The following is a 22977-nucleotide window of genomic DNA, read 5'->3' as shown; positions in this document are numbered from 1 at the left end:
GTCAGGCGCACGCCGTGGCACTGGGTGCAGGCGGGCAGGCCGCGTGTGGCGTCGCCTTGTGTCACCAGTTGCTGGCCTTTGGCCAGGCGCTCGGGCGTGATGGCGTTGTTGGCGGTGGGGGCGGAGTAGGGCAGTTGCAAGTTGGCAAAGTACTGCGCCATCTCGCCCAAATAGGCGTCGGTCAAAGGGTCGACCAAGCGGGCCATGAGATCGTAATGGCGACGGCCTTGCGCGAAATTGCGCAGCTGGTTGTGCAGGTAACCGGCCGGTTTGCCCGCCAGGCGCGGGTAATAACCGTCGGGGCCGGCGCGGCCTTGCTCGCCGTGGCAAGCGGTGCAGGCGCGGGTGCGCTCGGCCATGTCGTCGGCAAAACGCTTGGGGGCCGGGGCTTGGGCGTTCAAGTGGCCTGAACACAAGGCGGCTGCGGCCCAAAACAGACCTTTGAACCACCAGGCGCTGGGCTGGCGCAAACGGGTCGGCGTCGGGTGATCCAGGGGGGCCGCTGACCTGGGTGCGGTGAAATTCTGACTGCTTGGAAACGTCCTCATCCATTGAAGATAACCGATGCGGCGACAATATTGGGTTTTGCGCTGAAAGCCCTGTGGCCCCAGTGCGTTGTTTTCCCCTCATCAGTTCAAGCCATGTCCGATATCCAAGTCCGATTCGCCACCCTCCAAGATGCCCCTGCCGTGGCTGCTTTGCATGTGAGCGCCTGCCGCGCCGCCTACGCGGGCCAGGTGCCCGAGGCCCACTGGGACGCCACGCCCATGCCCAAACGCGTGTCGTTCTGGAAAGAGGCCATCGAATACGGCGAGCCGCAAGTCATGGTGGCGCTGGATGGCCGTGAGATCGTGGGCTTTGTGGGCTTTGACCGCTCGCGTGACCCCAAGAGCAAAAACACCACCGGTGAAATCTGGGCCATTTACGCTGCGCCGGACCGCATTGGCCAAGGCGTTGGTCTGGCCCTGTGGGACGCCGCCCGTGAAGGCCTGGAAGGCGAGGACTGCACCGAGGTGACCGTCTGGCTGCCGCTGTTGCATGAGCGCACTTTGCGCTTTCACGACCTGGCCGGCTTCAAGCGCGAGATGAACACCGCGCGCACTGTGCCTCTGGGCGGTGTGAAGGTCGAAGAAGTGCGCCTCAAGCGCAAGCTCGGCTGAACGCAGCGTCCTACTTTCCAGGCCCATCATGCACATCATGCTGGCCCCTATGGAGGGGCTGCTCGACCACACCCTGCGCGATGTACTCACGCGTGTGGGCGGGGTGCACGCGTGCGTCTCTGAATTCATCCGCGTGACCAACACGGTCTTGCCGCGCCGCGCTTTCATTCGTATCGCGCCCGAGTTGCTCAACCGCAGCCGTACGAAGGCTGGTGTGCCAGTCAAGGTGCAGCTGCTGGGCTCGGACCCGGTGTGCCTGGCCGACAACGCGGCGGCTCTGGCCGAGTTGCAGCCGCATGGCATTGACCTGAACTTTGGTTGCCCGGCCAAAACCGTGAACCAGCACCGGGGCGGCGCCGTGCTGCTGGACGAGCCGGAACTGGTGGGGCTGATCGTGGCGGCGGTGCGCCGGGCTGTGCCGGCACACATTCCGGTCTCGGCCAAGATGCGTCTGGGCTTCAACGACGACAGCCGTGCCGAGGACTGCGCCCAGGCCATCGAGGCGGCCGGGGCCAGCGAGCTGGTGGTGCATGCCCGCACCAAGGCCCACGGTTACCGTCCGCCCGCTTATTGGGACCGCATCGCCGACTTGCGCCAGCATGTGCGTTTGCCCATCGTGGCCAATGGCGAAATCTGGACGGTGGCCGACGCGCTGCGTTGCCGCGAGGTGACGGGCTGCGACCGCCTGATGATCGGGCGCGGCATGGTCACCGACCCGGGGCTGGCGCTGGCCATTGCGCACCAGTTGGCCACAGGGCAAGGGCGTGCACCGGGACAGGGTGTGCCCTGGTCCACCTTGGCGGCTTTGATGCAGGTGTTCTGGCAGGGTGTGAGCGCCCGTGTGGCCACGCGGCACCGGGCCGGGCGGCTCAAGCAGTGGCTCAACTACATGCGCCGGGTCTACCCCGAGGCGCAGCAGGCCTTTGACGAGCTGCGTTTGGTGCACGACGCAGCGCACATCGAGCGCTGGCTGGCGCTGCACACAGCGCCAGCGCAAGACCTCGCCCCTGCGCTTTAGGGTTGCGCGGCGCTTGGGCTGGACAGCCGCAGGCGCGCTTTGTCGGTCCACATCTGCAGGCTGGCGAGCAAATCCTTTTGGCTGAACGAGCAACTTTCTTCGCTGAACAAAGCGCTGGCCTCGATGCGGTCGAGCAAGGGTTGCAACACCTCGTCAAAGCGTGCGGGCAGCGCCAACGTGGCCGCTTGGGTGCGCCACAGGCGAATCATCTCGCTTTGCGGTAGCTGGCCGTTTTGGCTTTGGGCCAGGGCGGTGTTCATGCGATCGAGCGTTTCAAGGGCAGCACTCATGGGCTGGGTCTCCTGCAAGCGAAAAGGGTCTGTTTCAAGGCGACAATCATGCCCCATGAAAGCCAAACCTCTCAAACCCATGCGCCTGGAAGACATCTTGTTCAGCCAGGGCTTTGGCACCCGCCGCGTGTGCGCAGGCCTGGTCCAGCAGGGCCATGTGCAAGTGCTGGGCCAAACCGTCACCGACGCGGGCGAATTTTTTGATCTGCAGGGGCTGCAATTCACGGTGCAAGGCACCATGTGGCCCTACCTGGATAAAGCCTACGTGCTGCTGCACAAGCCCTCAGGCACCGAATGCTCGCAAAAGCCTTCGACTTGGCCGAGCATCTACACCTTGTTACCCGCGCCTTTGCGCCAGCGCCCGCAAAAAGCAGCGGTGCAGGGTGTTCAGGCGGTGGGTCGGCTTGACCAGGACACCACCGGCTTGCTGCTGCTGACCGACGACGGCCAGTTCATCCACAAGATGAGCTCGCCCAAGCACCATGTGCCCAAGGTCTACGAGGTCACCACCAAACACCCCATCACGCCCGAGATGGTGCAAAAGCTGTTAAGCGGGGTGGTGCTGGACGATGACCCTCAGCCGGTCAAGGCGGCTGCCTGTGAGGCGGTGAGCGAGCTGCACCTCAAACTCACCCTGACCGAGGGCAAATACCACCAAGTCAAGCGCATGGTGTCGGCGGTGGGCAACCGGGTGGAGGGGTTGCACCGTTCGCAGATCGGCGGTTTGGTGCTGGACGATCTGGCCCCCGGTCAATGGCGCTTTTTGTCGCCATCGGATTTGGTGGCGCTCAAGCCCTGAAATGTCGCTTTGCGAAAAGATGGCTGTCGGACCGTAAAGGCTCATCAGGGGGCGTGTCGGTATTCGCAGGTTGTTGCCTTCAGGTCCGACGACTCGCCAAACAGGCCATGAAATCTGCCACCGCATGTTCCACTGCTTGCGGCTGGTCGCGGTGGGGCGAATGGCCGCAGGCGGGCAGGGTGAGCAAACGGGTGTGCGGCACGGCTTGGGCGATCTCCTCGATCTGGGCCAAGGTGCCGTAGGGGTCATCGAAACCCTGGATGGCCAGCAGCGGGGCCTGGATGGTGGCCAAGTCGGCGCGGATGTCAAAACTGGCGAAAGCCGGACTCAGCCACACCTCGTTCCATTGCCAAAAAGCGCAGTCCACATCGGCGTGGTAAGCGGCCAAGCGCTCGCGCAATGCGCCTTGCTCAAAGGCCCGGCGGGCTTGCTGGATGGCCTGCAGGGAGATGGGCTCCACCATGATGTGGGGGGCCATGACGATGCAGCCACGCACCTCCCAACGGCTGGCGTGCAGCAAGGCGATGGTGCCTCCGTCCGAGTGCCCAAGCAACACGGGCCGTTCGATGCCCAAGACCTGCAGCAAAGAGGGCAAGACCTCAAAGGCTTCGTGGTGCATGTAGTCGGGCAGCAAGCGCCCATGCCGGCTTGCATCCGTCTGGCCAGAGGGGCCGCGCACATCGGGCACGGGGTCGGACTGGCCGTAACCCTGGCGCGAATACACCAGGCCCGCGCAGCCCAGATGCGCGCACAGGCGTGTCGGCCAGTCGCGCCACATGCGCACGCTGCCCAGACCTTCGTGCAAAAAAACCAGGGTCGGACCATCGGCACCGGCGGGTGGCGTGATGCTCATGGCTTCAAGCCCGATGCCGTGAATGTTTATTTTTTGAACGCATGGCGTATGCATCTGAAATCCTGAGAGGGGGGCCGCTTACACTTGAGCGCGATTTAGAAAGTTCCCAAGTGATTCGTTTTTGTGCATTTTCCAGAATTTTGTTTTTGTTTTTTGGGGTGAACCTTGCCAGCACTGTGCTGGCCGAGCTGCCTGCCCCTGTTTTTGTCCTCAATTCGCTCGAGGGCAACGTGAGTGTGATCGATCCGACCACCTGGACCGAAAAAAAACGCATCCCGACCGGCAAAGAGCCACACCATTTGTATTTGACGCCCGACGAAAAATCGCTGATTGTGGCCAACGCCATGAGCGATTCCCTGACCTTCATCGACCCCCGTACCGCGCAAGTGCAACGCACGGTGACCGGTATTTTGGATCCCTACCATTTGCGATTTTCGCCCGACATGAAGTGGTTTGTGACGGCAGCCAACCGCTTGAACCATGTGGATATTTACCGTTGGGACGGCCAAAAAGCGCATTTGTACAAACGCATTGCCACGGGCAAAACGCCTAGCCACCTCTGGATCGACAGCCGCAGCCAGACCGTTTGGGCCTCGATGCAAGACAGCAACGAGATCGTATCGATTGACCTGAGCACCCAAACCCTCAGCACGCGTACCTCCGTCGGTGCGGTGCCCGCTGATGTGTACGGCACGCCAGACAACAAATACCTCTTGGTGGGCCTGACCGGTGGCGATGGGGTAGAGGTCTACGACATCTCAGGGCCCAAGCCCAAATTGTTCAAGACGATCCCCACGGGCAAAGGGGCGCATGCATTTCGCGCGTTGGGGGACAAACGCCATGTGTTTGTGAGTAACCGTGTGGCCAACTCCATCAGCCAGATTGACTTCATCGACTGGAAAGTGGTTGCGCAATTGCCTGGCCCTTCTGGCCCAGACTGCATGGACATCACCGCAGACGGCAAGCTGATTTTGGTGGCCTCACGTTGGTCGCGCAAATTGAGTGTGATCGACATCGCCTCGCGCAAACTAGTCAAGCAAGTGCCGGTGGGCAAGTCGCCCCACGGGGTCTGGACATTGGACCATGCACCGCGCAATTGAGGCCCATCCCTCCCAGAGTGTCCCATGCGTCTGGCTGGCCCTGTGCGTCCTGGCCACAGGCCCGGGACAGGTTCTGGCCCAAACTTCGGCTGAGCCTGCCGCCTGCACCCGCCCGGTCTACCTGACGTTTGACACCGGCCACATGGGCACAGCCCCGCTGATTGCCCAAGTGTTGCAGCGCCACAAAGTGCCGGTCACTTTTTTTGCGGCGCATGAAAAAACCCAGCAAGGCGATGGCTCTCTGGGGGAGCACTGGGCCGACTGGTGGCGTGCACGGGGGGGCGAAGGCCATGCCTTTGCCTCGCACACTTGGGACCACGCCTATTGGCGCGCCGACCTGGATGGCCCAGGCGATGTGCGCTTTCGCATCCGCCCCAGTGCGGGCCCGCAGGCCGGGCAAAACTTGCAGTGGAGCGCCCCCCAGTATTGCGACAACCTGCACCAAGCCACCAGCCGTTTGCAAGCCCTGACCGGGCAAACGCCTTTGCCGTTGTTTCGTGCACCCGGTGGCAAAACTTCGGCCCGGCTGCTGCAAGCGGCCCGGCAATGCGGTTATGCGCATGTGGGCTGGGCGGATGCCGGCTTTTTGGGCGACGAGCTGCCCAGTGAGCGCTTGAGCAACGCCCATTTGCTGCAAAAAGCCCTGAAAAACATCCTACCCGGCGACATCCTGATGGCCCACCTGGGCATCTGGTCGCGTCAGGACCCCTGGGCCCCGGCGGTGCTGGAGCCCTTGATCGTGGGCCTGAAGGCCCGTGGCCTTTGCTTTGCCACCTTGCGCGAGCACCCCCAATACCGTGACTGGGTGCGCCAGCATCCCCTGCAGCTGGCGCAAACCAAGCCTCCCACCGTGACCCAGCCCGCGCAAAGACCCTGACACGCCATGGACACCCTGATTGACGCCTTTTCCTGGTTGCAGCAAAGCCTGTTCGAGGCCGTGGTGCAGCCCTTGGTGTTTGCCTTGGGCCTGGCCCAATTGTTGGAAAAAGCCTACGAAGGCACAGGCTGGCTGGTGGTGGGCCTGTTGCAAATAGCGGTCTTGCTCACGGTGCTGGGCCCCATGCAGCGGCGCTGGCCGGCTGAGCCTGTGCAAGACACCCGCGCCGTGCGGGTGGACGTGGTTTACACACTGATCCAACGCCTGGGCTTGTTCAAGCTGGCCATGTTCTTTTCTTTCGACTGGCTCTTTGAGCAAGCCTGGGGCAGCTTGCGCAGCTTGGGCGCACCCACTTGGCACCTCGACCAGTTCTGGCCCGGTGTCAGTGATGTGGCCTGGGTCAGCTTTTTGATTTACCTGGTGGTGTTTGATTTTGTCAACTACTGGATTCATCGGGGTCAACACCAACTGCCGCGTTGGTGGGCCCTGCACAGTCTGCACCATTCGCAGCGCCAGATGACCATGTGGTCGGACAACCGCAACCACCTGCTGGACGATGTGCTGACCAGTTTGGCCCTGTCGGTGGTGGCGGTGTTGATTGGGGTTGGGCCGGGGCAATTTGTGGCCTTGGTGGCGCTGGGCCAGTTGAGCGAAAACTTCCAGCACGCCAACTTGCGCATCTGGTTTGGTCGGGTCGGTGAGCGGTTGTGGGTCAGCCCGCGTTTTCACCGTCGGCACCACAGCATCGGCATTGGCCATGAGACCGAGCGCCAAGGCCAGAGTCGCTTGGGCGGGTGCAACTACGGCGTGCTCTTGCCCTGTTGGGACATGCTGTTTGGCACTGCCGATTTCACGCCGCGCTTCGACCCCACGGGCATCCGTGACCAGGTGGAAAAAGGCCGGGACTACGGGCAGGGCTTTTGGGCGCAGCAGTGGCTGGGCGTGCTGCGGCTGTTGAGTCGGGCTTGAAAGGATGGCTTGGGTTAAGCTTTCCCCCATGAAACTCCTGATCGATTCCTTTTGGCGCGCGGCCGTGTATTGCCTGTACCCCCGGGTGATCGGTTTGTCGGTCTTGCCCTTGGTGCTGATCGTGGCCCTGTCATGGTTGCTGGGGTATTTGTATTGGGACACGGCCGTCACCTTTGTGCGGGGCTGGCTCGATGCCAGCGCCTGGTTGGACACGGTCTGGCGCTGGTTTGAAGGCGTGGGCTTGGGCAACCTCAACACCGTGGTGGCCCCCTTGCTCGTGATCTTTGCTTTCACGCCCTTGGTGGTGGTGGCGTCCTTGCTGGCGGTGTCGTTCATGATGACCCCGTCCCTCACCCGCATGGTGGTCGAGCGGCGTTTTGCCGGTTTGCAGCGCAAGCACGGCGGCAGTTTGCTTTTGAGCTTGTGGTGGACCTTCTTCTCACTGTTGCTGGCGCTGGGGGCGCTGGTGCTGACCTTGCCCATGTGGCTGGTGCCTCCGCTGGCCCTGGTGCTGCCCGCCTTCATCTGGGGTTGGCTGACCTACCGTGTCATGGTGTTTGACGTGCTGGCCGAATTTGCCAGTGCCGACGAGCGCCACACCCTCATGGCGCGCCACCGCATGAGCTTTTTGGGCATGGGGGTGGTCACCGGTCTCATGGGCGCTGCGCCCAGTCTGGTTTGGGCCTCGGGGGCCTTGTTTGCAGCAGCCTTTGTTTTCCTCGTGCCTGTGGCCATTTGGATTTACACCCTGGTGTTCGCCTTTTCTTCGCTGTGGTTCGCGCATTTCGGCCTGGCCGCCTTGCAGGCCCTGCGGGACGAGCCCCGGCTAGCGGCCGTGGACGAGGTCTTGCCCGCAGCGCCTGCCGTGGCGGGTGCTTCGCCGCATGCGGCAGCTCGGTTGGGGGGCGACGCGCCCGAATCCAGTGACGGCATCACCGATGTCGTTGCGCGCCCTAAACTCTGACACCTGCCCGGATGCCGGGCTGTTCTTTTCACCTGAACCCATGATTTTTCCCATGACCCCCACTTTTGGCCTCATCATCATCGGCGACGAAATCATGTCCGGCAAGCGCCAGGACAAGCACATGCCCAAAGTCATCGAATTGATGAATGAACGCGGCCTGAGCTTGAGTTGGGCCGAATACGTGGGCGATTCGCCTGAGCGCATCACGGCCACCTTGAAGCGCGCTTTGGCGTCGGCCGACGTGGTGTTCAGCTGCGGCGGCATCGGCGCCACGCCCGACGACCACACCCGCCAATGCGCGGGCAAAGCCTTGGGTGTGCCGCTGGCCTTGCACCCCGAGGCCAAGCTGTTGATTCAAGAGCGCATGCAGGACACGGCCAAAGAGCAGGGCGTGGCTTACGAGCCAGACCGGCCAGACAACATACAACGCCTGAACATGGGCACCTTCCCTGCGGGCGCTGAGATCATTCGCAACCCCTACAACAAGATTCCCGGCTTCAGTTGTCGTGGCCAGGGTGGCGGTGCAGTGCACTTTGTGCCGGGCTTTCCGGTCATGGCTTGGCCCATGATCGCGTCGGTGCTGGACGCCCAGTACAGTGCCTATTTCCGCCAACACGCTTATGTGGAGAAGTCGGTGATCGTTTTGGGCGCCATGGAAGCCACCTTGACCCCCCTCATGGAAACCATCGAGGCTGCGCACCCGGGCGTGAAGGTGTTCAGCCTGCCCAGCGTCGACCACCCTCAATGGGGCCGTCACATTGAACTGGGCGTCAAAGGTGAACCCGCCAACGCGGATGCGGCCTACCTTGACATGCGCCAAGGCCTGAAGGCTTTCACGCTCGAATATGGCCCTGAATTGGTGCGAGAAGCCTGATTGCACCAAAATAAGGCAAAATTACACCATCATGGTGCAATTTTGGGGCGACCCACAGATCCGCAAGTCCAGTCCATGGCCCTCCGGTCTCAGCCATGAGGCCCTCCGTTCTGAGTCATGGTCACGCCAGACTCTTTTTTATCCAGCGGCAAGGCCCATTCAGGGCTGCTCAGGGCACAATCCAGGGTTGTTCGGTGGCGTGGTCAAGGCCTGGTTGGCACAGAAACTGCAAGACCTGTGAGCAAGCTTTTTAACCCCTTTCCATTCAGGAGAATTTGATGGCCAAGACCGTCGCAGACGTGATGAAGATGGTGAAAGAGAGCGAAGTCAAGTTTGTTGACTTCCGTTTCACCGATACCCGTGGCAAATGGCAGCACATCACTGCGCCCGTGTCGCAGTTTGACGAAAGCAAGTTCGAAGACGGTCAAGCGTTTGACGGCTCTTCCATTGCTGGCTGGAAAGGCATTGAAGCATCGGACATGCTGTTGATCCCCGATCCCAACAGCGCCATCATCGACCCCTTCTTCGAAGAAGTCACCTTGGTCATGATTTGCGACGTGATCGAGCCGACAGATGGCAAGGCTTACGAGCGTGACCCACGTTCGATCGCCAAGCGCGCTGAGACTTACCTCAAGCAATCGGGCCTGGGCGACACCGCCTACTTCGGTCCCGAGCCAGAATTTTTCTTGTTCGACGAAGTGCGTTGGAGCACCGAGCCAAACAACACTTTTTACGCCATCGACGAAGCCGAAGCCCCATGGAACAGCGGCACCAAGATGGACGGCGGCAACAAAGGCCACCGCAACCGCGTCAAGGGCGGCTACTTCCCCGTGCCGCCCGTTGACAGCACACACGACATGCGCAGCGAAATGGCCCTGATCCTCGAATCCGTGGGCATCCCGGTTGAAGTGCACCACCACGAAGTAGCGGGCGCGGGTCAGTGCGAAATCGGCACACGTTTTTCGACCTTGGTCGAGCGTGCCGACTGGACACTGTTGCAAAAGTACGTGATCCACAACGTGGCCAACGTTTACGGTAAAACCGCCACTTTCATGCCCAAGCCTTACGCTGGCGACAACGGCTCTGGCATGCACGTTCACCAGTCCATCTGGAAAGACGGCAAGAACCTGTTCGCCGGCAATGGATACGCCGGTTTGTCTGAATTTGCCTTGTTCTACATCGGCGGCATCATCAAGCACGCCCGTGCCCTGAACGCGATCACCAACCCCGGCACCAACAGCTACAAGCGTTTGGTTCCTCATTACGAAGCCCCGGTCAAATTGGCTTACTCGGCCAAGAACCGCTCGGCTTCGATCCGCATTCCCAATGTCGCCAGCGACAAGGGCCGCCGCGTGGAAGCCCGCTTCCCAGATCCATTGTGCAACCCCTACCTCGGCTTCGCAGCCTTGTTGATGGCGGGCTTGGACGGTATCGAAAACAAGATCCATCCCGGAGAAGCAGCGACCAAAGACCTGTACCACTTGCCGCCAGAAGAAGACAAGTTGGTGCCTACCGTTTGCTCCAGCCTCGACCAGGCTTTGGACTGCCTGAACGCCGACCGCGCTTTCTTGACCAAGGGCGGCGTGTTCACCGACTCGTGGATCGACGCTTACATCGAATTGAAGATGCAAGAAGTCAACCGCAGCCGCGTCGAAGTGTCGCCGGTTGAGTACGACATGTACTACTCGCTGTAAGCGAACATGTACGGCATTGCACCCACCCGTGCAATCCCTGAAAGGACGGCCTCGGCCGTCCTTTTTTTGCTTTTGCTCAGCGCAGGCATGGCCGCACAAGCCCAGCAAGCGGTTTACCGCTGCGGCCAGGAGTACACCAATGCCCCGCGTGAGCCTGGGTTGTGCGAACCCTTGGCCCAACAGGCCATCACCGTGATCAACGGCACCCGCCCCGCACCCTCCCTTGCTGCGGTTCCTGCTGCCGTGCCAACCCGCAGCACCAAGCCCGATCCCGGTGCCGCTGAACCTTCCTCTGCTGGCCAGCCCCTGACGCCCGCAGTGCCCGCCCGCACCCCGGATGTGCAGCAAAGCGAGCGCGACGCGCAAGCGCGCACCATCTTGACGCAGGAGATGGACAAGGCCCGTGCACAGCTGGCGCAATTGGTGCAAAGCTACAACCAAGGCGAGCCCGAGAAGTGGGTCGCCGAAACTCGCAACCACCAGAAATACCTGGACCGTGTGGCCGAGATGAAGGCGGCCATCGAGCGGACCGAACGCGACATCGACAGCTTGCAACGAGAGCTGGTGCGTCGCACTGTGCAGGCCAGTCGCCGCATGCCATGAACAAACCCAATCGATTCCAGGCTTTTGACCTGCTGGCCACGCCCGTGGCCGTGATGCAGGGCCAAGGCCGTGTGCGCTTTGTCAACGCCGCGCTCGAAGATGCTTTGGGCCTGTCCCGGCGCACGCTGCACGACACGCATTTGCCCGACTATTTTGTCGACCCGCAGCCCTTGATCATGGCGTTGTCCGGGGCGCAGTCCAACGAGTTTGCCGCGCTGCGCTACGAAGCCCAATTGCGCCGCCTGCATCACGACGAGCCTTTGCCCGTGCACGTGATCGTGGCGCTGACGGATTTGCCCAACGAAGTGATCGTGGAGTTGCTGCCAGTGGAGCAGCAAACCCGGCAAGAGCGCGAGGAACGCCTGCTCGACCAGGCCCAAGCCAACAAAGAGTTGATTCGCAACCTGGCGCACGAGATCAAGAACCCGCTGGGCGGCATTCGCGGCTCAGCGCAGTTGCTGGAGATGGAGCTCGACGAAAAGGAGTTGACCGAGTACACCCAGGTCATCATCCGTGAGGCCGACCGGCTGCAAACCCTGGTGGACCGCTTGCTGGCACCGCACCGCAGGCCACATGTGGTGGGCGACGTGAACATCCATGAAGTGTGTGAGCGCGTGCGGGCGCTGATTCTGGCCGAGTTCCCACGGGGCCTGAAGGTGGTGCGCGACTACGACATCTCGATTCCCGAGTTTCGCGGCGACCGCGAGCAGCTCATTCAAGCGGTGCTCAACATCGCGCACAACGCGGCGCAGGCCCTGCAAGAGCGCTTGGCGCAAGGCGACGCGCTGATCACGCTCAAGACCCGGATCTTGAGGCAAGTCACGTTTGGCAAGCAGCGTTATCGCCTGGCATTGGAATTGCATGTGATGGACAACGGGCCTGGTGTTCCAGACTCGATCAAGGACCGCATTTTCTTCCCGTTGATTTCGGGACGCGAAGGCGGATCTGGCCTGGGGCTCACATTGGCGCAAACCTTTGTGCAGCAACACCACGGCCTGATCGAGTGTGACAGCGAACCGGGCCGTACGGACTTCAAGATCCTGATTCCCCTGCCTTGAAGCACACCAGTTTGACCACAGAAAGTGCCACTTTGATGAAGCCGATCTGGATCGTAGACGATGACCAATCCATCCGCTTTGTGCTCGAAAAAGCACTGCTGCGCGAAGGATTGCCCACGCGCAGCTTCACCAACCCACGCGAGGTGATGAAGGCGCTGGAGGCAGAGGGCGAAAGTGATGGCCCGCAGGTGCTGGTCAGCGACATCCGCATGCCCGGCGGCTCGGGCCTGGATTTGCTCACCGCCATCAAGCAACGCATGCCCGGTTTGCCGGTCATCATCATGACGGCGTTTTCTGACCTGGACAGCGCCGTGTCGGCCTTTCAAAGCGGGGCTTTCGAGTACCTGCCCAAGCCCTTTGATTTGCCCAAAGCAGTGGAGCTGATCCGTCGCGCCGTGGGTGAGAGCCAGCGCGAAGACGTGGCCGAAGAGAAAATCGCCGATGCGCCGGAGATGTTGGGCCAGGCCCCGGCCATGCAGGACGTGTTTCGCGGCATCGGTCGCTTGGCACAAAGCCATGTGACGGTGCTGATCACGGGTGAGTCGGGTTCGGGCAAGGAGCTGGTGGCGCATGCGCTGCACAAACACTCGCCACGCGCCAACCAGCCCTTTGTGGCCATCAACACGGCCGCCATCCCGAAGGACTTGCTCGAGAGCGAACTCTTTGGCCATGAGCGTGGGGCCTTCACGGGAGCGCAAGCTTCGCGTCGCGGCCGCTTTGAACAGGCCGATGGCGGCACCTTGTTTCTGGACGAAATTGGCGACATGCCTTTTGATCTGCAGACGCGTTTGCTGCGCGTGCTCTCAGATGGCAACTTCTACCGCGTCGGCGGGCACAGCGCCGTCAAGGCCAATGTGCGCGTGATCGCCGCGACCCACCAGGACCTGGAGCAGCGCGTCAAGGAAGGCGTGTTCCGCGAAGACTTGTACCACCGCCTGAACGTGATTCGCCTGCGCCTGCCCGCCTTGCGTGAGCGGCGCGAAGACGTGCCTGTGCTGGCGCGTTACTTCTTGCAGCGCAGTGCTCAGCAGTTGGGCGTTGAGCCCAAACGCATGGACGATGCCGCGCTGGAGCGTCTGAGTCACTTCCAGTTTCCTGGCAATGTGCGTCAGCTGGAAAACATCTGCCACTGGCTCACGGTGATGGCTCCGACGCAGGTGATTGAAGTCAAGGACCTGCCGCCCGAAGTGTTGGTCCCATCAGCGTCAGCTTCGGCCGCGCCTGCCATGTTCACGGCCTTGTCTTCTGGCGTGGGGGGCGGCTTGGCCGACGCCCCACTGGGGCAGTTAGAGCCAGAACAGCTTGCCAGCCATGACCGCCCGTTGGACGCGTACAACTTGGTCAAGCCTTTTGACGCCGCCGTGTTCAACCCTGGTGTCATGGGCTGGGAGCCCAGCTTGGAACAAGAGGCCCTGGCCTTGCTTAAATCAGGCCGCACCGATGTGTGGGACGCGCTGACCCGCCGTTTCGAAACCAGCCTGATTCTGGCGGCACTCGCCACCACGCGGGGCCGCCGCATCGAGGCGGCGCAAAAACTGGGCATCGGCCGCAACACCATCACCCGTAAAATCCAGGAGCTGGGCCTGGACGAAGCCTGACGCACGCTGGTGCCTATTGATCAGGCCCGATGAAGTTTGAATGGCCCATGTTGATGTCGTCCATGCGGTTATTTTTGTCTTTGTGGGAGCCCACTGGGGTGGGCTCCTGCAATATAAGCTGTTCCATGAACAGGGTTAACGACTTCAAGGGGCCGGATCAACAGATCAGGCAAAGGGATCTTGCAGCACCACATCGCTCAAGGGGCGTGCCACGCAGGGCAACACGCAGCCCTCGGCTTTTTCTTCAGATGTCAGGCCGGGCCATGCCATCTCGTAAACCACCTGCCCTGAAACCAGCTGGCCAATGCAGGTGCGGCAAGTGCCTGATCGGCAGGAGCTGGGCCACTGCAGGCCACCTTGCTCCAGCGAGTCGAGCAAGCTCTGCGTTTTCCAGGCATCAAAGCTGCCCCCTTCAGGAGCGATGCGAGCATTGAAAAACGGGATGTCGGTGTTCATGCGGGTTTGGCTAAGTGACGTTCGGGGTCAAGGTGGGCGCGATCAGGCTGGCCCCTGAAACACCAGCCGCCATTGTCCATTTTCCTTTTGCCAATAAGTGCGCAAATAAGCGGCACCTTGGGATTGGGTCTGGTTGGGGTCTTTCATGGTCACCACCATGGTGTTGTCCTGGTCTTTCCAGTTCAAAACAGACACCAACTCCAGCGGCTGGGCTTGGCTGTAACCCAAAGTGGTTTGGGCCAGTCGAGGCCAGACTTGCACCAAAGACATGCCGTCTTGTTCATAACGCAGACTGTAGTGAATTTTCAGGGCCTCGGGGTCGCGGCCATTGCGCGCTTGCAGCCATTGGTCCAGCGCGGGCTTAAAGGCGGCCCATGTCTGCCCGGACTGGTCAGCGTTCACCCATTTGAGTTGGTCCGCAAGGATCACCGGGGTCATGCGCAACTCGGGCATTTGCAGCAATCGCCTCATTTCGGGGTTGGAGAGCACGACGCAGCCATCGGTGGACTCCGGGGCTCTCGCGTGCTGAGCACTGGGCGTGCCGTGCAGCCAAATGCCCGAGCCAGTTTTTTTCCGCATCACATCCACTGCATGAGGGTAGTTCAGCGTTAAGGCCCCTGCGCCAAACAAATCGGGCAAGCCCTCGCCGGACAAATTGCGCTGAATGAAATAAATGCCCAGTGGGGTCTTGCCATCGCCTTCGCTGTCTTTGCCCACCCCATTGATGCCCACCGAGATGTAGCTTTCCTTGACCAGGTGCAGCTGCAATCGGCCATCGCTGCCACTGCGGTTTTCAAACCAGTAGAGACGCGATTTGGAAGCGTCTACGGCCGCCACATAAGCCTGCTGTGGGCTGAGAAAAGCCAGGGCTGAAGGGATTTTTCCCTGCAGGCTTTGCGCGCTGTCACGCTGAAGACGGCGTTTGGATTCCAAGAGCAGTTCGTCCAGGCGCTTGCGCAAAGAGGGCGCATTGTCGTCATCCGCAGCAGGCCAGACCACGGGGTTGGCCGAGCTGATGTTGAGCAAGTCGGCGTAAAGCAACTGACCAAGCTGGAAGTTGGGAAAGCGCTCGACCAGCATGCTGGCCGTCGCCAGGGCCTGGGCCCTTTCGCCCTCGCCCAGTTGGGCGTAAATTTGTCGCACCGATTGCTCGGGGTCGGGTGCGTTGGGTGCTTGTGACACCTCGGCCGGTGGGTTGAAGGCCAGACGCCATTGCAGGGCTGGCGATGAAGTCAAGCCCAAGCTGAGGCTGACTTGGTTCCGGGCATTTTTTATGCGAGGCCCTTCGGTGTCAGTCCACCAGCAGAGCCAGGCCACCAAAATCATCATCACACCCAGCCAGCCTAGGCCCTTCCGTTGCCAGGGGTGGGGTTTGGACATTGAGCCGGGAGCGGGCTTGACACTGCTGCGGTCCTGGGGATCGGAAGGCGGCAAGCCGCGTCTGGAACTCAATTCACCGACTCGCGCACGATCAGCCAGCGGTTACCTTGCCGCACCATGTCCAGGGTTTTGCGGCTGCTGCCCTTCAAATGATCCGAGGTGTACAGCTGCTGGAAACGGACCGATGCCGTCTCGCCATTGCTGCTGATCTTCATCTCCCGCACCTGCACCGAGATTGATTTTTTGGACACGATACGGATACGCCGGTCACTCTCCCATTGGGCACGAGTGACCCGGTTGGCGGGTGTGAAGTTGTGGGCATAAGCGGCGTAATAACGCGCCATCTCTTTGTCGCTCCAGGCTTTGGCCCAGTCTTGCACCGCTTTTTCGATGGCAGCGTGGTCTGCTTGTCGGACGTTGGCTGAAGGGCTTGCTGCTGGGGGTGTGGCTGGCGCAGCAGCTGGGGCAGCAGCAGCTGGGGCCGCCATCGCAACAGGCGGGATGGTCTTGGCGGGTGCCACTGTGGCGGCACGTGCTGTCGAGGCACTTGCAGTGGGCGAGACGGCAGGTACGCTGGTGGCCTCTTTGGCTGCTGAGGCCGTTGACGATACTGGAGTCGCGGCGATGACAGGCGCTGGGACTTGGCTGGCGGCTTGGCCCGGAGTCGGAGTCGGAGTCGGAGAAGCAGGTCGCGTGATCGAAGCCACATTCTGGGCGGGGAGCTGGCCACGCAGATCGCTGCCCATGCTGCCCAGCAAAGTCAATTGGGGGGCGGTGTCCTTGGCTTTGGGGTCGACCTGCAGGGCCTTGGCATAGCTTTGTTTGGCCAGTTGGCTGTGTACATCCGACAGGTTGCGGTGGGCTGCTGCGTAGCTGGGGTGGGTTTGCAGGGCTTTTTCCAGAAATACTTTGGAGGCGTCAAGCTGGCCTTTGGAGGCATAAAGCACACCCAGGTTGTTGTAGGCCTCGGATTGATCGGGATGCGTTTGGCTGATTTGCTTGAAGGTGTCAATGGCCTTGTCGATTTGACCTTGTTGGGCTTGAATCACGCCCTCCATGAAGCGCCATTGCACGGCCTGGGGGGCGTTCTTGCGTTCCTTTTGAACCAGTTGGCGAGCTTGCTCGAGCTGCCCGCCCTGAATGGCTTTTTTGATGGCTTCTTCGGCGGCTGCGGGGCTTTGCGCCCACGCGGTCGAAGTCCACCCGAGCAGGCCCAGGGACAGGACCAGCGTGGCCAGGCAACAGGCATGGCGCAGGAGGGCCAAGCGCCTTGGCTCAAAGGGGAAAAGCAACATGGACAGACAGGACTCAAATCAAAGAAACCTATTTTATCGGGCGAATGCCCAGGGACCCAGTTGCCATCAACGTTTCGCTGAACTGGCCATGGCGTCCCTTCGCACAGGTGACTGTGTGAGTGGGTATGCCGTGCAAAAATAAATTCAGTCATTCATGGGATAGAGCTTGCACACCACACCGAACGCCATCCGATCACCGGTCCGAGTCGCCTGGGCAGGGTCCGGCATCCTCTTTGCCGTGCTGGCCATGGCCAGCCTGAGCTTCAGCGATGCCACCAGCAAATGGGTCATGCTCAGCGTCACGCCCGTGATGGTGCTGTGGTTTCGCTACGCGGTGCAGGCACTGGGCACCGCGCTGGTGCTGGCCCCGCTGAGGGGGCGCGCCATGTGGCACACGCACAGCCTGCGCTTGCAGTTGCTGCGCGGCCTGCTCATGGTCTCTTGCAGCTTGTTGGCCTTTTACTGCTTGCAGCGCATGCCGGTGGCCGAGTTCACCGCCACCGTCATGCTCACACCCTTGGTGCTCACAGCGCTGGCCCGATTTGTCATGAAGGAGCAGGTCTCGCCGCTGCGCTGGCTCATGGTGGTGGGTGGTCTTCTTGGGGCCATTTTGGTCATCCGCCCGGGTGTGCAGGTGGACAGCTCAGTCGGCTGGATGGCGCTCACGGTGGTGCTGACTTACGCCGTGTTCCAGGCCGTGACCAGCCACATGACGCGCACCGAAGACCCGGCCGTGATGCAGCTGTATACGGGTTGGGTGGGCTGGGCAGTGAGCACGCTGCTGGTGTTCAACGCTTGGGTCACACCGCAAAGTCTGAACGAGTGGGCGTTGCTGATCTTGGTGGGCCTGGCCGCCACGCTGGGCCAATACCTGCTGATCGTGGCCTTTTCCAAAGTCCCGGCCTCCGTGGTTTCGCCTTTTCTTTATACCGGGGTGGGCTTTTCAACGTTGATGGGCTGGTGGTTGTTTGACCACATCCCCGACGCGCTGGCCTTTACGGGCATGGGCCTGGTGGTGCTGTGCGGCCTGGTGTCGGGCCGTATCAAGGGCGCAGGCAAGGCCTGATCGCTCAGGTCAAAGGGGTGATGAACGGCAATGAGGCAAACCATTGCACCGGGGCCTTGAATGCAAGTGCTTGTTCGGTGAAGGGGTGCACAAAGGCCAATTCCTGTGCGTGCAGCAGCAAGCGGGGGCTCAGCGCCTTGATGTCCGGCGGTGCGTACAGTGAGTCGCCCAGCATCGGGTGGCCAATGCTTTGCAGGTGCACGCGCAACTGGTGCGTGCGGCCCGTGACGGGTTCGAGTTCAATCAAGCTGGCGCTGTCGCTCGTTTGCAGGGCTCGCCAGCGGCTGCGGCTGGCTTTGCCATCGGGGTGAATGATGTGCAAGGGGCGACGTTCCCAGTCGAGCAGGATCGGGCCGTCGATGGTGCGCCAACCGTCTTCGTCAGTCTCCACGGCCGCTTGGGATTGCGCAGGGTGGCCCGCCACCACCGCCACGTAGCGTTTTTTGACCTGGCGGGTTTCAAACAACTTGCTCAGGCGGCGCTGGGCCTCAATGCCCCGGGCCATGAGCAACAAGCCCGAGGTGTCCTGGTCCAGGCGGTGCACGATCAGGGCTTCGGGGTAGCGGCCCTGCACCCGTTTTGAAAGGCAATCTTGCTTGTCCGGGCCGCGTCCAGGCACCGACAACAAGCCGCTGGGTTTTTCCAGCACCAGCAGGTGCTCGTCTTCGTGGATCGGGATCATGCAGTACAGGCCAGGCGAGCAGGGCGCTTGGCCGAAAAAATCACTTGTCTTTGTCTTTGACTTTGCCGCGTGGGGCCACAAAGGTGGCCGGGGCCATCGGGCGGTCGGACGTGAAGGTCTTGGGGGGCGCGGTGTCCTTCTTTGGCTTCTTGGCCATTTTGTTGCTGCGTTGTTCGCCTTTGGCCATGTTGTTTCCTTGGGTAGACATCCCGGCTTGGGAAGCCCTTGATGTTAAAGCACAAAGCCGCAGAATCTGCGGCTTTGTGAGGGCATCAAGACAGCCCGTTTGCAGCGGGCATGGCCATCATTTGACTTCGGTCACAAACTGGGCGGTGGGGCGGCGCACTTTTTTCAGATTTGCCAACCAATCGCCCTCGGCAGCACGGTAACCCAGGGGCACGAGGACCACGCTGCGCAGGCCGCGAGCGCGCAGACCCAAAATTTCGTCCACCGCTTTGGGGTCAAAGCCTTCCATGGGCGTGGCGTCCACTTCTTCAAAAGCGGCGGCGATCAGGGCTGCGCCCAAGCCGATGTAGGCCTGACGCGCCGCGTGCTCGTAGTTCACCTCGGGTGTGCGGGCAGGGTAGTTCTTGAGCAGGGTCTGGCGGTAGTTTTCCCAGCCTTCGTTGGTGCCGCCGCGCTGCGCGTTGGTCAGGTCAAACATCATGTTGATGCGCTCGGCCGTGTAGTTGTCCCAGGCGGCAAACACCAGCAGGTGCGAGCCGTCGGTGATCTGGGCCTGGCCCCAGGCCTTGGGCTTGATCTGCTCGCGCACGGCGGGGTTGGTCACCACGAAGATTTCAAACGGCTGCAGACCGCTGGAGGTGGGGGCCAGACGTGCGGCTTCGACGATGCGATCGACCTTGTCTTGGGACACAGACTTGGTCGGGTCCATTTTTTTGCAGGCGTAGCGCCATTCGAGTTTGTTCAGCAAGTCAGACATGCAGGTTCCATTGGGGGTTGAAAGATGCGCGATTGTGCAGGAAGACGACGGGCACCAGCGTTGCGTTGGCGCAAGCCAATGCCCCCGGCTCAGATTTGCTGCCAAGTGCCTGTGGGCAGGCCATCCAGGGTGTAGGGCCCCACGACGGTGCGGATGAGGCGCAGTGTGGGCAAACCCACGGCGGCGGTCATGCGGCGCACTTGGCGGTTGCGGCCCTCGCGAATCACCAGCTCCAGCCAAGAGGTCGGAATGTTATGGCGCTCGCGAATCGGCGGGGTGCGTGGCCACAGGTCAGCGGTCGGCTGCACCGCGCTGGCTCGGGCGGGCAGGGTGGGGCCGTCGTTCAACGTCACGCCCCGGCTCAGTTGGTTCAACGCTGCCTGAGTCACCATGCCCTCCACTTGCACCAGGTAGGTTTTTTCCATTTTGAAGCGCGGGTCGGCAATGCGGGCCTGCAGTGGGCCATCGTCGGTCAGCAGCAGCATGCCTTCGCTGTCGGCGTCCAGCCGGCCCGCCACGTAAACGCCAGGCAAGTCGATGTGGTCCTTGAGCCCACGCCAGCGCCCCTCAGGGGTGAACTGGCTGAGCACCCCATAGGGCTTGTTGAAGCGGATCAGCATGGGCAGGAAAGTCTTGTCATCGAGCTCTGAGCGTATCAGGTCGCAGGGGCGCGTTCGATCCGCGCCGCCCGTGGGTTAGCATCGACCGCATGAGCACCCAATACGAATGCCTGAAAAGCCCCGACCTGTACGCCGAGGCCTTTGGCATCGCCCCGCCCGACGCCCTGCTGGGCAAAGAAGTCTGGCCGCGCCAGCCGGGTTTTTTCATCCGCAAGGCGCTGGTGGCGGCTGAACAAGTCCAGGACTCCACCTCTGAATCCCATGTTGAGAATCCAGCTGAAGCCGCCTCTACGTCAGCCCCCGCCAGCCCGCTGGTGATGGAATTGGCCCAAGGCCAATTCGGTCTGGTGCCCACCTGGGTCAAGTCGGCGTCTGATGCCAAGCTGCGGTCCACCAAGTTGGCCGTGACCCGTTTTGAGACCATGAGCACCGCCACGGCCACGCGCGAGACCTGGCTCAAGGGCCAGCGCTGCATCATTCCCATGCAGGCCTTTTTCGAAGACGACTGGCGCAGCCGCAAAGCTGTGCCCACACGCATCGCCCGCGTGGACGGCCAGCCCATGGGGGTGGCGGGCTTGTGGGAGCACTGGACACAAGGCGAAGAAGAAATCATCAGCTTCACCCTGCTCACAGTCAACGCCAACAGCCACGCCCTGATGAACCGCTATGGTCAAAACGGCAACGAAAAACGCATGCCCGCGATCTTGAACGAGGGTGGCTACGGTGCCTGGCTCAGCGCCCCCATCGACAAAGCACGCGAGTTCATGCGGGCCTACCCAGCCCACTTGCTGTTGGCCAATCCGGTGCAAAAACGCTGAGCCTTTGCGCTGCCAACAAATGCCCCAATAAGCATGAATGGCCCGTGTTGGTGCTGAGCATGCCGACATGGATGTCTTTGTAGGAGCCCACCCTGTGGGCGAAGGTTTTCGGGGCGTGTTACACACCCATCGCCCACTGGGGTGAGCTCCTGCCAAATCAGCCCAAACGGCTGCGGTGCCGCGCAATCTGCAAACGCACTTGCACCGGTGCCGTGCCGCCCAGCGTATTGCGGGCGTTCAGCGAGCCTTGCAGGCTGAGCGGGCCAAACACATCGGCTTCGATGCGGCTGTCGAACTGTTGCAGGGTTTCCAGCGGCAACTCTGACAGGTCCACGCCCAAGCCCTGTGCGGTCTTGACCGCGTGCGCCACCACTTCGTGCGCATCGCGAAACGGCAGGCCCTTTTTGACCAAGTAGTCGGCCAAATCGGTGGCGGTGGCGTAGCCTTTTTTCGCAGCGGCTTCCATGGCGGCTGCGTTCACGGTGATGCCGCCTTCTTTTTGGCCGGTGGCGGGGTTGATTTGGCCCCCCACCATTTCGCTGAAAATGCGCAGCGTATCCTTGAGCGTGTCCACCGTGTCGAACAGCGGCTCTTTGTCTTCCTGGTTGTCTTTGTTGTAGGCCAGGGGTTGGCCCTTCATCAGGGTGATCAGGCCCATCAGGTGACCAACCACGCGGCCGGTCTTGCCGCGTGCCAGCTCGGGCACGTCGGGGTTTTTCTTCTGCGGCATGATGGAACTGCCGGTGGTGAAACGGTCGGCAATGCGCACAAAACCGAAGTTCTGGCTCATCCACAAAATCAACTCTTCACTGAAGCGGCTGATGTGCACCATGCACAGGCTGGCCGCAGCGGTGAATTCGATGGCGAAGTCGCGGTCGCTCACGCCGTCCAGGCTGTTTTGGCAAACCTGTGCGTGGCCGTGTTCGTCGACCATGCCCAAGGTGCGGGCTACGCGTTCGCGGTCCAGCGGGTAGGTGGTGCCCGCCAAAGCTGCAGAGCCCAGCGGCAGGCGGTTGGTGCGGCGGCGCACGTCGCTCATGCGCTCGGCATCCCGACTGAACATCTCGACATAGGCCAGCAGATGGTGCGCAAAGCTCACCGGCTGGGCCACTTGCAGGTGGGTGAAGCCCGGCATGATGACTTCGACGTTCTGCTCAGCCACCTCGACCAGCGACTTTTGCAGGTCGGCCAGCAAATCGATGATCAGGTCCATCTCGCTGCGCAACCACAAGCGCACGTCGGTGGCCACCTGGTCATTGCGGCTGCGACCCGTGTGCAAGCGTTTGCCCGCGTCGCCCACCAATTGGGTCAGCCGCGCTTCAATGTTCAGGTGCACGTCTTCGAGGTCCAGTTTCCATTCAAAAGCGCCAGATTCGATCTCTTGGGTGATCTGCGCCATGCCGCGCTGAATTTCGGCCAGGTCGCTCGCGCCGATGATGTTTTGCGCGGCCAGCATCTCGGCGTGGGCCAGGCTGCCGGTGATGTCGGCCTGCCACAGGCGTTTGTCAAAGAACACGCTGGCGGTGTAGCGCTTGACCAACTCGCTCATGGGTTCAGAAAAGAGCGCAGACCAGGCTTGGGATTTTTTGTCGAGTTGGTTTGTCATAAGTGAAGGATTTTATCGGGCTTCATGGAGGCCCTTCCAGCCCCTCAAGCCAACAAAGCCAGCGCCGTCGCATGGTAGGTGGGCAGCGTGTGTACGCCGTTGACGATGTTGACCGCTACGGGATGCGAGGCCTAGCGGGCGATTTCCATCTCGGCCTTGCGGTCGATCAAGCAGCCCAGTTGGGTATGGATTGGACCGCTGAGATGGACTACAGGCTCAGTGGTGTTGCGAAGGTGTTCGAAAATATGTGAGGA

General features: G+C 61.5%; 25 protein-coding genes. 14 read left to right on the top strand and 11 right to left on the bottom strand.

Annotation, left to right across the window (positions count from 1 at the left end):
* Window positions 1-359, bottom strand: a 359-nt coding sequence (locus ACIQ47_RS08330; RefSeq protein ID WP_396437699.1) for a c-type cytochrome, incomplete at its 3' end; no start/stop codon positions are given.
* 282 nt (window positions 360-641) lie between these two features.
* On the opposite strand from ACIQ47_RS08330, the gene ACIQ47_RS08325 reads away from it, so the two are divergent.
* The gene (locus ACIQ47_RS08325) at window positions 642-1160 is read left to right on the top strand and encodes a GNAT family N-acetyltransferase (RefSeq protein WP_396437696.1); all 519 of its coding nucleotides are present in this window, start codon (window positions 642-644) and stop codon (window positions 1158-1160) included.
* A gap of 28 nt (window positions 1161-1188) precedes the next feature.
* A complete protein-coding gene (locus tag ACIQ47_RS08320; protein WP_396437695.1) occupies window positions 1189-2178 on the top strand; it encodes a tRNA dihydrouridine synthase in 990 nt (329 codons plus the stop codon).
* Here ACIQ47_RS08320 and ACIQ47_RS08315 read toward each other — a convergent pair.
* Window positions 2175-2468: a hypothetical protein gene (locus tag ACIQ47_RS08315; RefSeq protein ID WP_396437694.1), complete on the bottom strand. Its 294-nt coding sequence runs from the start codon at window positions 2466-2468 to the stop codon at window positions 2175-2177. The genes ACIQ47_RS08320 and ACIQ47_RS08315 overlap by 4 nt on opposite strands.
* Window positions 2469-2547: 79 nt before the next feature.
* Here ACIQ47_RS08315 and ACIQ47_RS08310 point away from each other — a divergent pair, with 79 nt between their 5' ends.
* Window positions 2548-3267, top strand: coding sequence for a pseudouridine synthase (locus tag ACIQ47_RS08310; RefSeq protein ID WP_396437698.1), 720 nt, complete (start codon window positions 2548-2550; stop codon window positions 3265-3267).
* Between the two features lie 79 nt (window positions 3268-3346).
* Here the strand turns inward: ACIQ47_RS08310 and ACIQ47_RS08305 are convergent, their stop codons facing one another.
* Window positions 3347-4120, bottom strand: a complete 774-nt coding sequence (locus tag ACIQ47_RS08305; protein ID WP_396437693.1) for an alpha/beta fold hydrolase — start codon at window positions 4118-4120, stop codon at window positions 3347-3349.
* Between the two features lie 158 nt (window positions 4121-4278).
* Here ACIQ47_RS08305 and ACIQ47_RS08300 point away from each other — a divergent pair, with 158 nt between their 5' ends.
* From ACIQ47_RS08300 to ntrC, 9 genes are all read left to right on the top strand, one after another.
* Window positions 4279-5220: a YncE family protein gene (locus ACIQ47_RS08300; protein WP_396437692.1), complete on the top strand. Its 942-nt coding sequence runs from the start codon at window positions 4279-4281 to the stop codon at window positions 5218-5220.
* Window positions 5204-6097, top strand: a complete 894-nt coding sequence (locus tag ACIQ47_RS08295) for a polysaccharide deacetylase family protein (protein WP_396437691.1) — start codon at window positions 5204-5206, stop codon at window positions 6095-6097. The genes ACIQ47_RS08300 and ACIQ47_RS08295 overlap by 17 nt, the downstream gene beginning before the upstream one ends.
* Window positions 6098-6103: 6 nt before the next feature.
* Window positions 6104-7066 (top strand): sterol desaturase family protein, encoded by a 963-nt coding sequence (locus tag ACIQ47_RS08290; protein WP_396437690.1) that lies wholly within the window; start codon window positions 6104-6106, stop codon window positions 7064-7066.
* A 28-nt stretch (window positions 7067-7094) separates the two neighbouring features.
* Window positions 7095-8030 carry an EI24 domain-containing protein gene (locus tag ACIQ47_RS08285; RefSeq protein WP_396437689.1) on the top strand — a complete coding sequence of 312 codons (936 nt, stop codon included), beginning with the start codon at window positions 7095-7097 and terminating at the stop codon, window positions 8028-8030.
* A gap of 52 nt (window positions 8031-8082) precedes the next feature.
* Window positions 8083-8904, top strand: coding sequence for a competence/damage-inducible protein A (locus ACIQ47_RS08280; protein WP_396437688.1), 822 nt, complete (start codon window positions 8083-8085; stop codon window positions 8902-8904).
* A gap of 278 nt (window positions 8905-9182) precedes the next feature.
* Window positions 9183-10598, top strand: coding sequence for a type I glutamate--ammonia ligase (gene glnA / locus ACIQ47_RS08275; RefSeq protein WP_396437687.1), 1416 nt, complete (start codon window positions 9183-9185; stop codon window positions 10596-10598).
* A gap of 87 nt (window positions 10599-10685) precedes the next feature.
* A complete protein-coding gene (locus ACIQ47_RS08270; RefSeq protein ID WP_396437686.1) occupies window positions 10686-11201 on the top strand; it encodes a hypothetical protein in 516 nt (171 codons plus the stop codon).
* The gene (glnL, locus tag ACIQ47_RS08265; RefSeq protein WP_396437685.1) at window positions 11198-12259 is read left to right on the top strand and encodes a nitrogen regulation protein NR(II); all 1062 of its coding nucleotides are present in this window, start codon (window positions 11198-11200) and stop codon (window positions 12257-12259) included. The genes ACIQ47_RS08270 and glnL overlap by 4 nt, the downstream gene beginning before the upstream one ends.
* Window positions 12260-12294: 35 nt before the next feature.
* On the top strand, window positions 12295-13857 hold the full coding sequence (gene ntrC / locus ACIQ47_RS08260) for a nitrogen regulation protein NR(I) (RefSeq protein ID WP_396437697.1): 1563 nt from the start codon (window positions 12295-12297) through the stop codon (window positions 13855-13857).
* A 165-nt stretch (window positions 13858-14022) separates the two neighbouring features.
* Here ntrC and ACIQ47_RS08255 read toward each other — a convergent pair whose 3' ends face one another.
* The 3 genes from ACIQ47_RS08255 to ACIQ47_RS08245 all read right to left on the bottom strand — a co-directional run bounded on the left by ACIQ47_RS08255 (window position 14023) and on the right by ACIQ47_RS08245 (window position 16988).
* A complete protein-coding gene (locus ACIQ47_RS08255) occupies window positions 14023-14313 on the bottom strand; it encodes a 2Fe-2S iron-sulfur cluster-binding protein (protein WP_396437684.1) in 291 nt (96 codons plus the stop codon).
* Between the two features lie 42 nt (window positions 14314-14355).
* Entirely contained in the window at window positions 14356-15549 is a 1194-nt protein-coding gene (locus tag ACIQ47_RS08250; RefSeq protein WP_396437683.1) for a murein L,D-transpeptidase family protein, read from the bottom strand.
* 212 nt (window positions 15550-15761) lie between these two features.
* Complete coding sequence (locus tag ACIQ47_RS08245; protein WP_396437682.1) at window positions 15762-16988, bottom strand: tetratricopeptide repeat protein; 1227 nt, start codon at window positions 16986-16988, stop codon at window positions 15762-15764.
* A 166-nt stretch (window positions 16989-17154) separates the two neighbouring features.
* Between ACIQ47_RS08245 and ACIQ47_RS08240 the strand changes: the two genes are divergently transcribed.
* Window positions 17155-18054 carry a DMT family transporter gene (locus tag ACIQ47_RS08240; protein ID WP_396437681.1) on the top strand — a complete coding sequence of 300 codons (900 nt, stop codon included), beginning with the start codon at window positions 17155-17157 and terminating at the stop codon, window positions 18052-18054.
* A 4-nt stretch (window positions 18055-18058) separates the two neighbouring features.
* Here the strand turns inward: ACIQ47_RS08240 and ACIQ47_RS08235 are convergent, their stop codons facing one another.
* The 4 genes from ACIQ47_RS08235 to ACIQ47_RS08220 all read right to left on the bottom strand — a co-directional run bounded on the left by ACIQ47_RS08235 (window position 18059) and on the right by ACIQ47_RS08220 (window position 20299).
* Window positions 18059-18736, bottom strand: coding sequence for an RluA family pseudouridine synthase (locus ACIQ47_RS08235; protein WP_396437680.1), 678 nt, complete (start codon window positions 18734-18736; stop codon window positions 18059-18061).
* Window positions 18737-18776: 40 nt separating this feature from the next.
* Window positions 18777-18923, bottom strand: coding sequence for a hypothetical protein (locus ACIQ47_RS08230; protein ID WP_396437679.1), 147 nt, complete (start codon window positions 18921-18923; stop codon window positions 18777-18779).
* A 117-nt stretch (window positions 18924-19040) separates the two neighbouring features.
* Window positions 19041-19679 carry an NAD(P)H-dependent oxidoreductase gene (locus ACIQ47_RS08225; protein ID WP_296291229.1) on the bottom strand — a complete coding sequence of 213 codons (639 nt, stop codon included), beginning with the start codon at window positions 19677-19679 and terminating at the stop codon, window positions 19041-19043.
* Window positions 19680-19768: 89 nt separating this feature from the next.
* The gene (locus tag ACIQ47_RS08220) at window positions 19769-20299 is read right to left on the bottom strand and encodes a pseudouridine synthase (RefSeq protein WP_396437678.1); all 531 of its coding nucleotides are present in this window, start codon (window positions 20297-20299) and stop codon (window positions 19769-19771) included.
* 89 nt (window positions 20300-20388) lie between these two features.
* Here ACIQ47_RS08220 and ACIQ47_RS08215 point away from each other — a divergent pair, with 89 nt between their 5' ends.
* Window positions 20389-21117 (top strand): SOS response-associated peptidase, encoded by a 729-nt coding sequence (locus ACIQ47_RS08215; protein ID WP_296291231.1) that lies wholly within the window; start codon window positions 20389-20391, stop codon window positions 21115-21117.
* 157 nt (window positions 21118-21274) lie between these two features.
* Here ACIQ47_RS08215 and argH read toward each other — a convergent pair whose 3' ends face one another.
* Window positions 21275-22723, bottom strand: a complete 1449-nt coding sequence (argH, locus tag ACIQ47_RS08210) for an argininosuccinate lyase (RefSeq protein ID WP_396437677.1) — start codon at window positions 22721-22723, stop codon at window positions 21275-21277.
* Between the last annotated feature and the right edge of the window lie 254 nt (window positions 22724-22977).

Origin of the sequence: Limnohabitans sp. (assembly GCF_044373035.1) — a bacterium.
Classification (GTDB): Bacteria; Pseudomonadota; Gammaproteobacteria; order Burkholderiales; family Burkholderiaceae_C; genus Limnohabitans_A.
The sequence above is the reverse complement of the archived record's forward strand: the minus strand, read 5'-3'. Positions and strand labels throughout refer to the sequence as shown.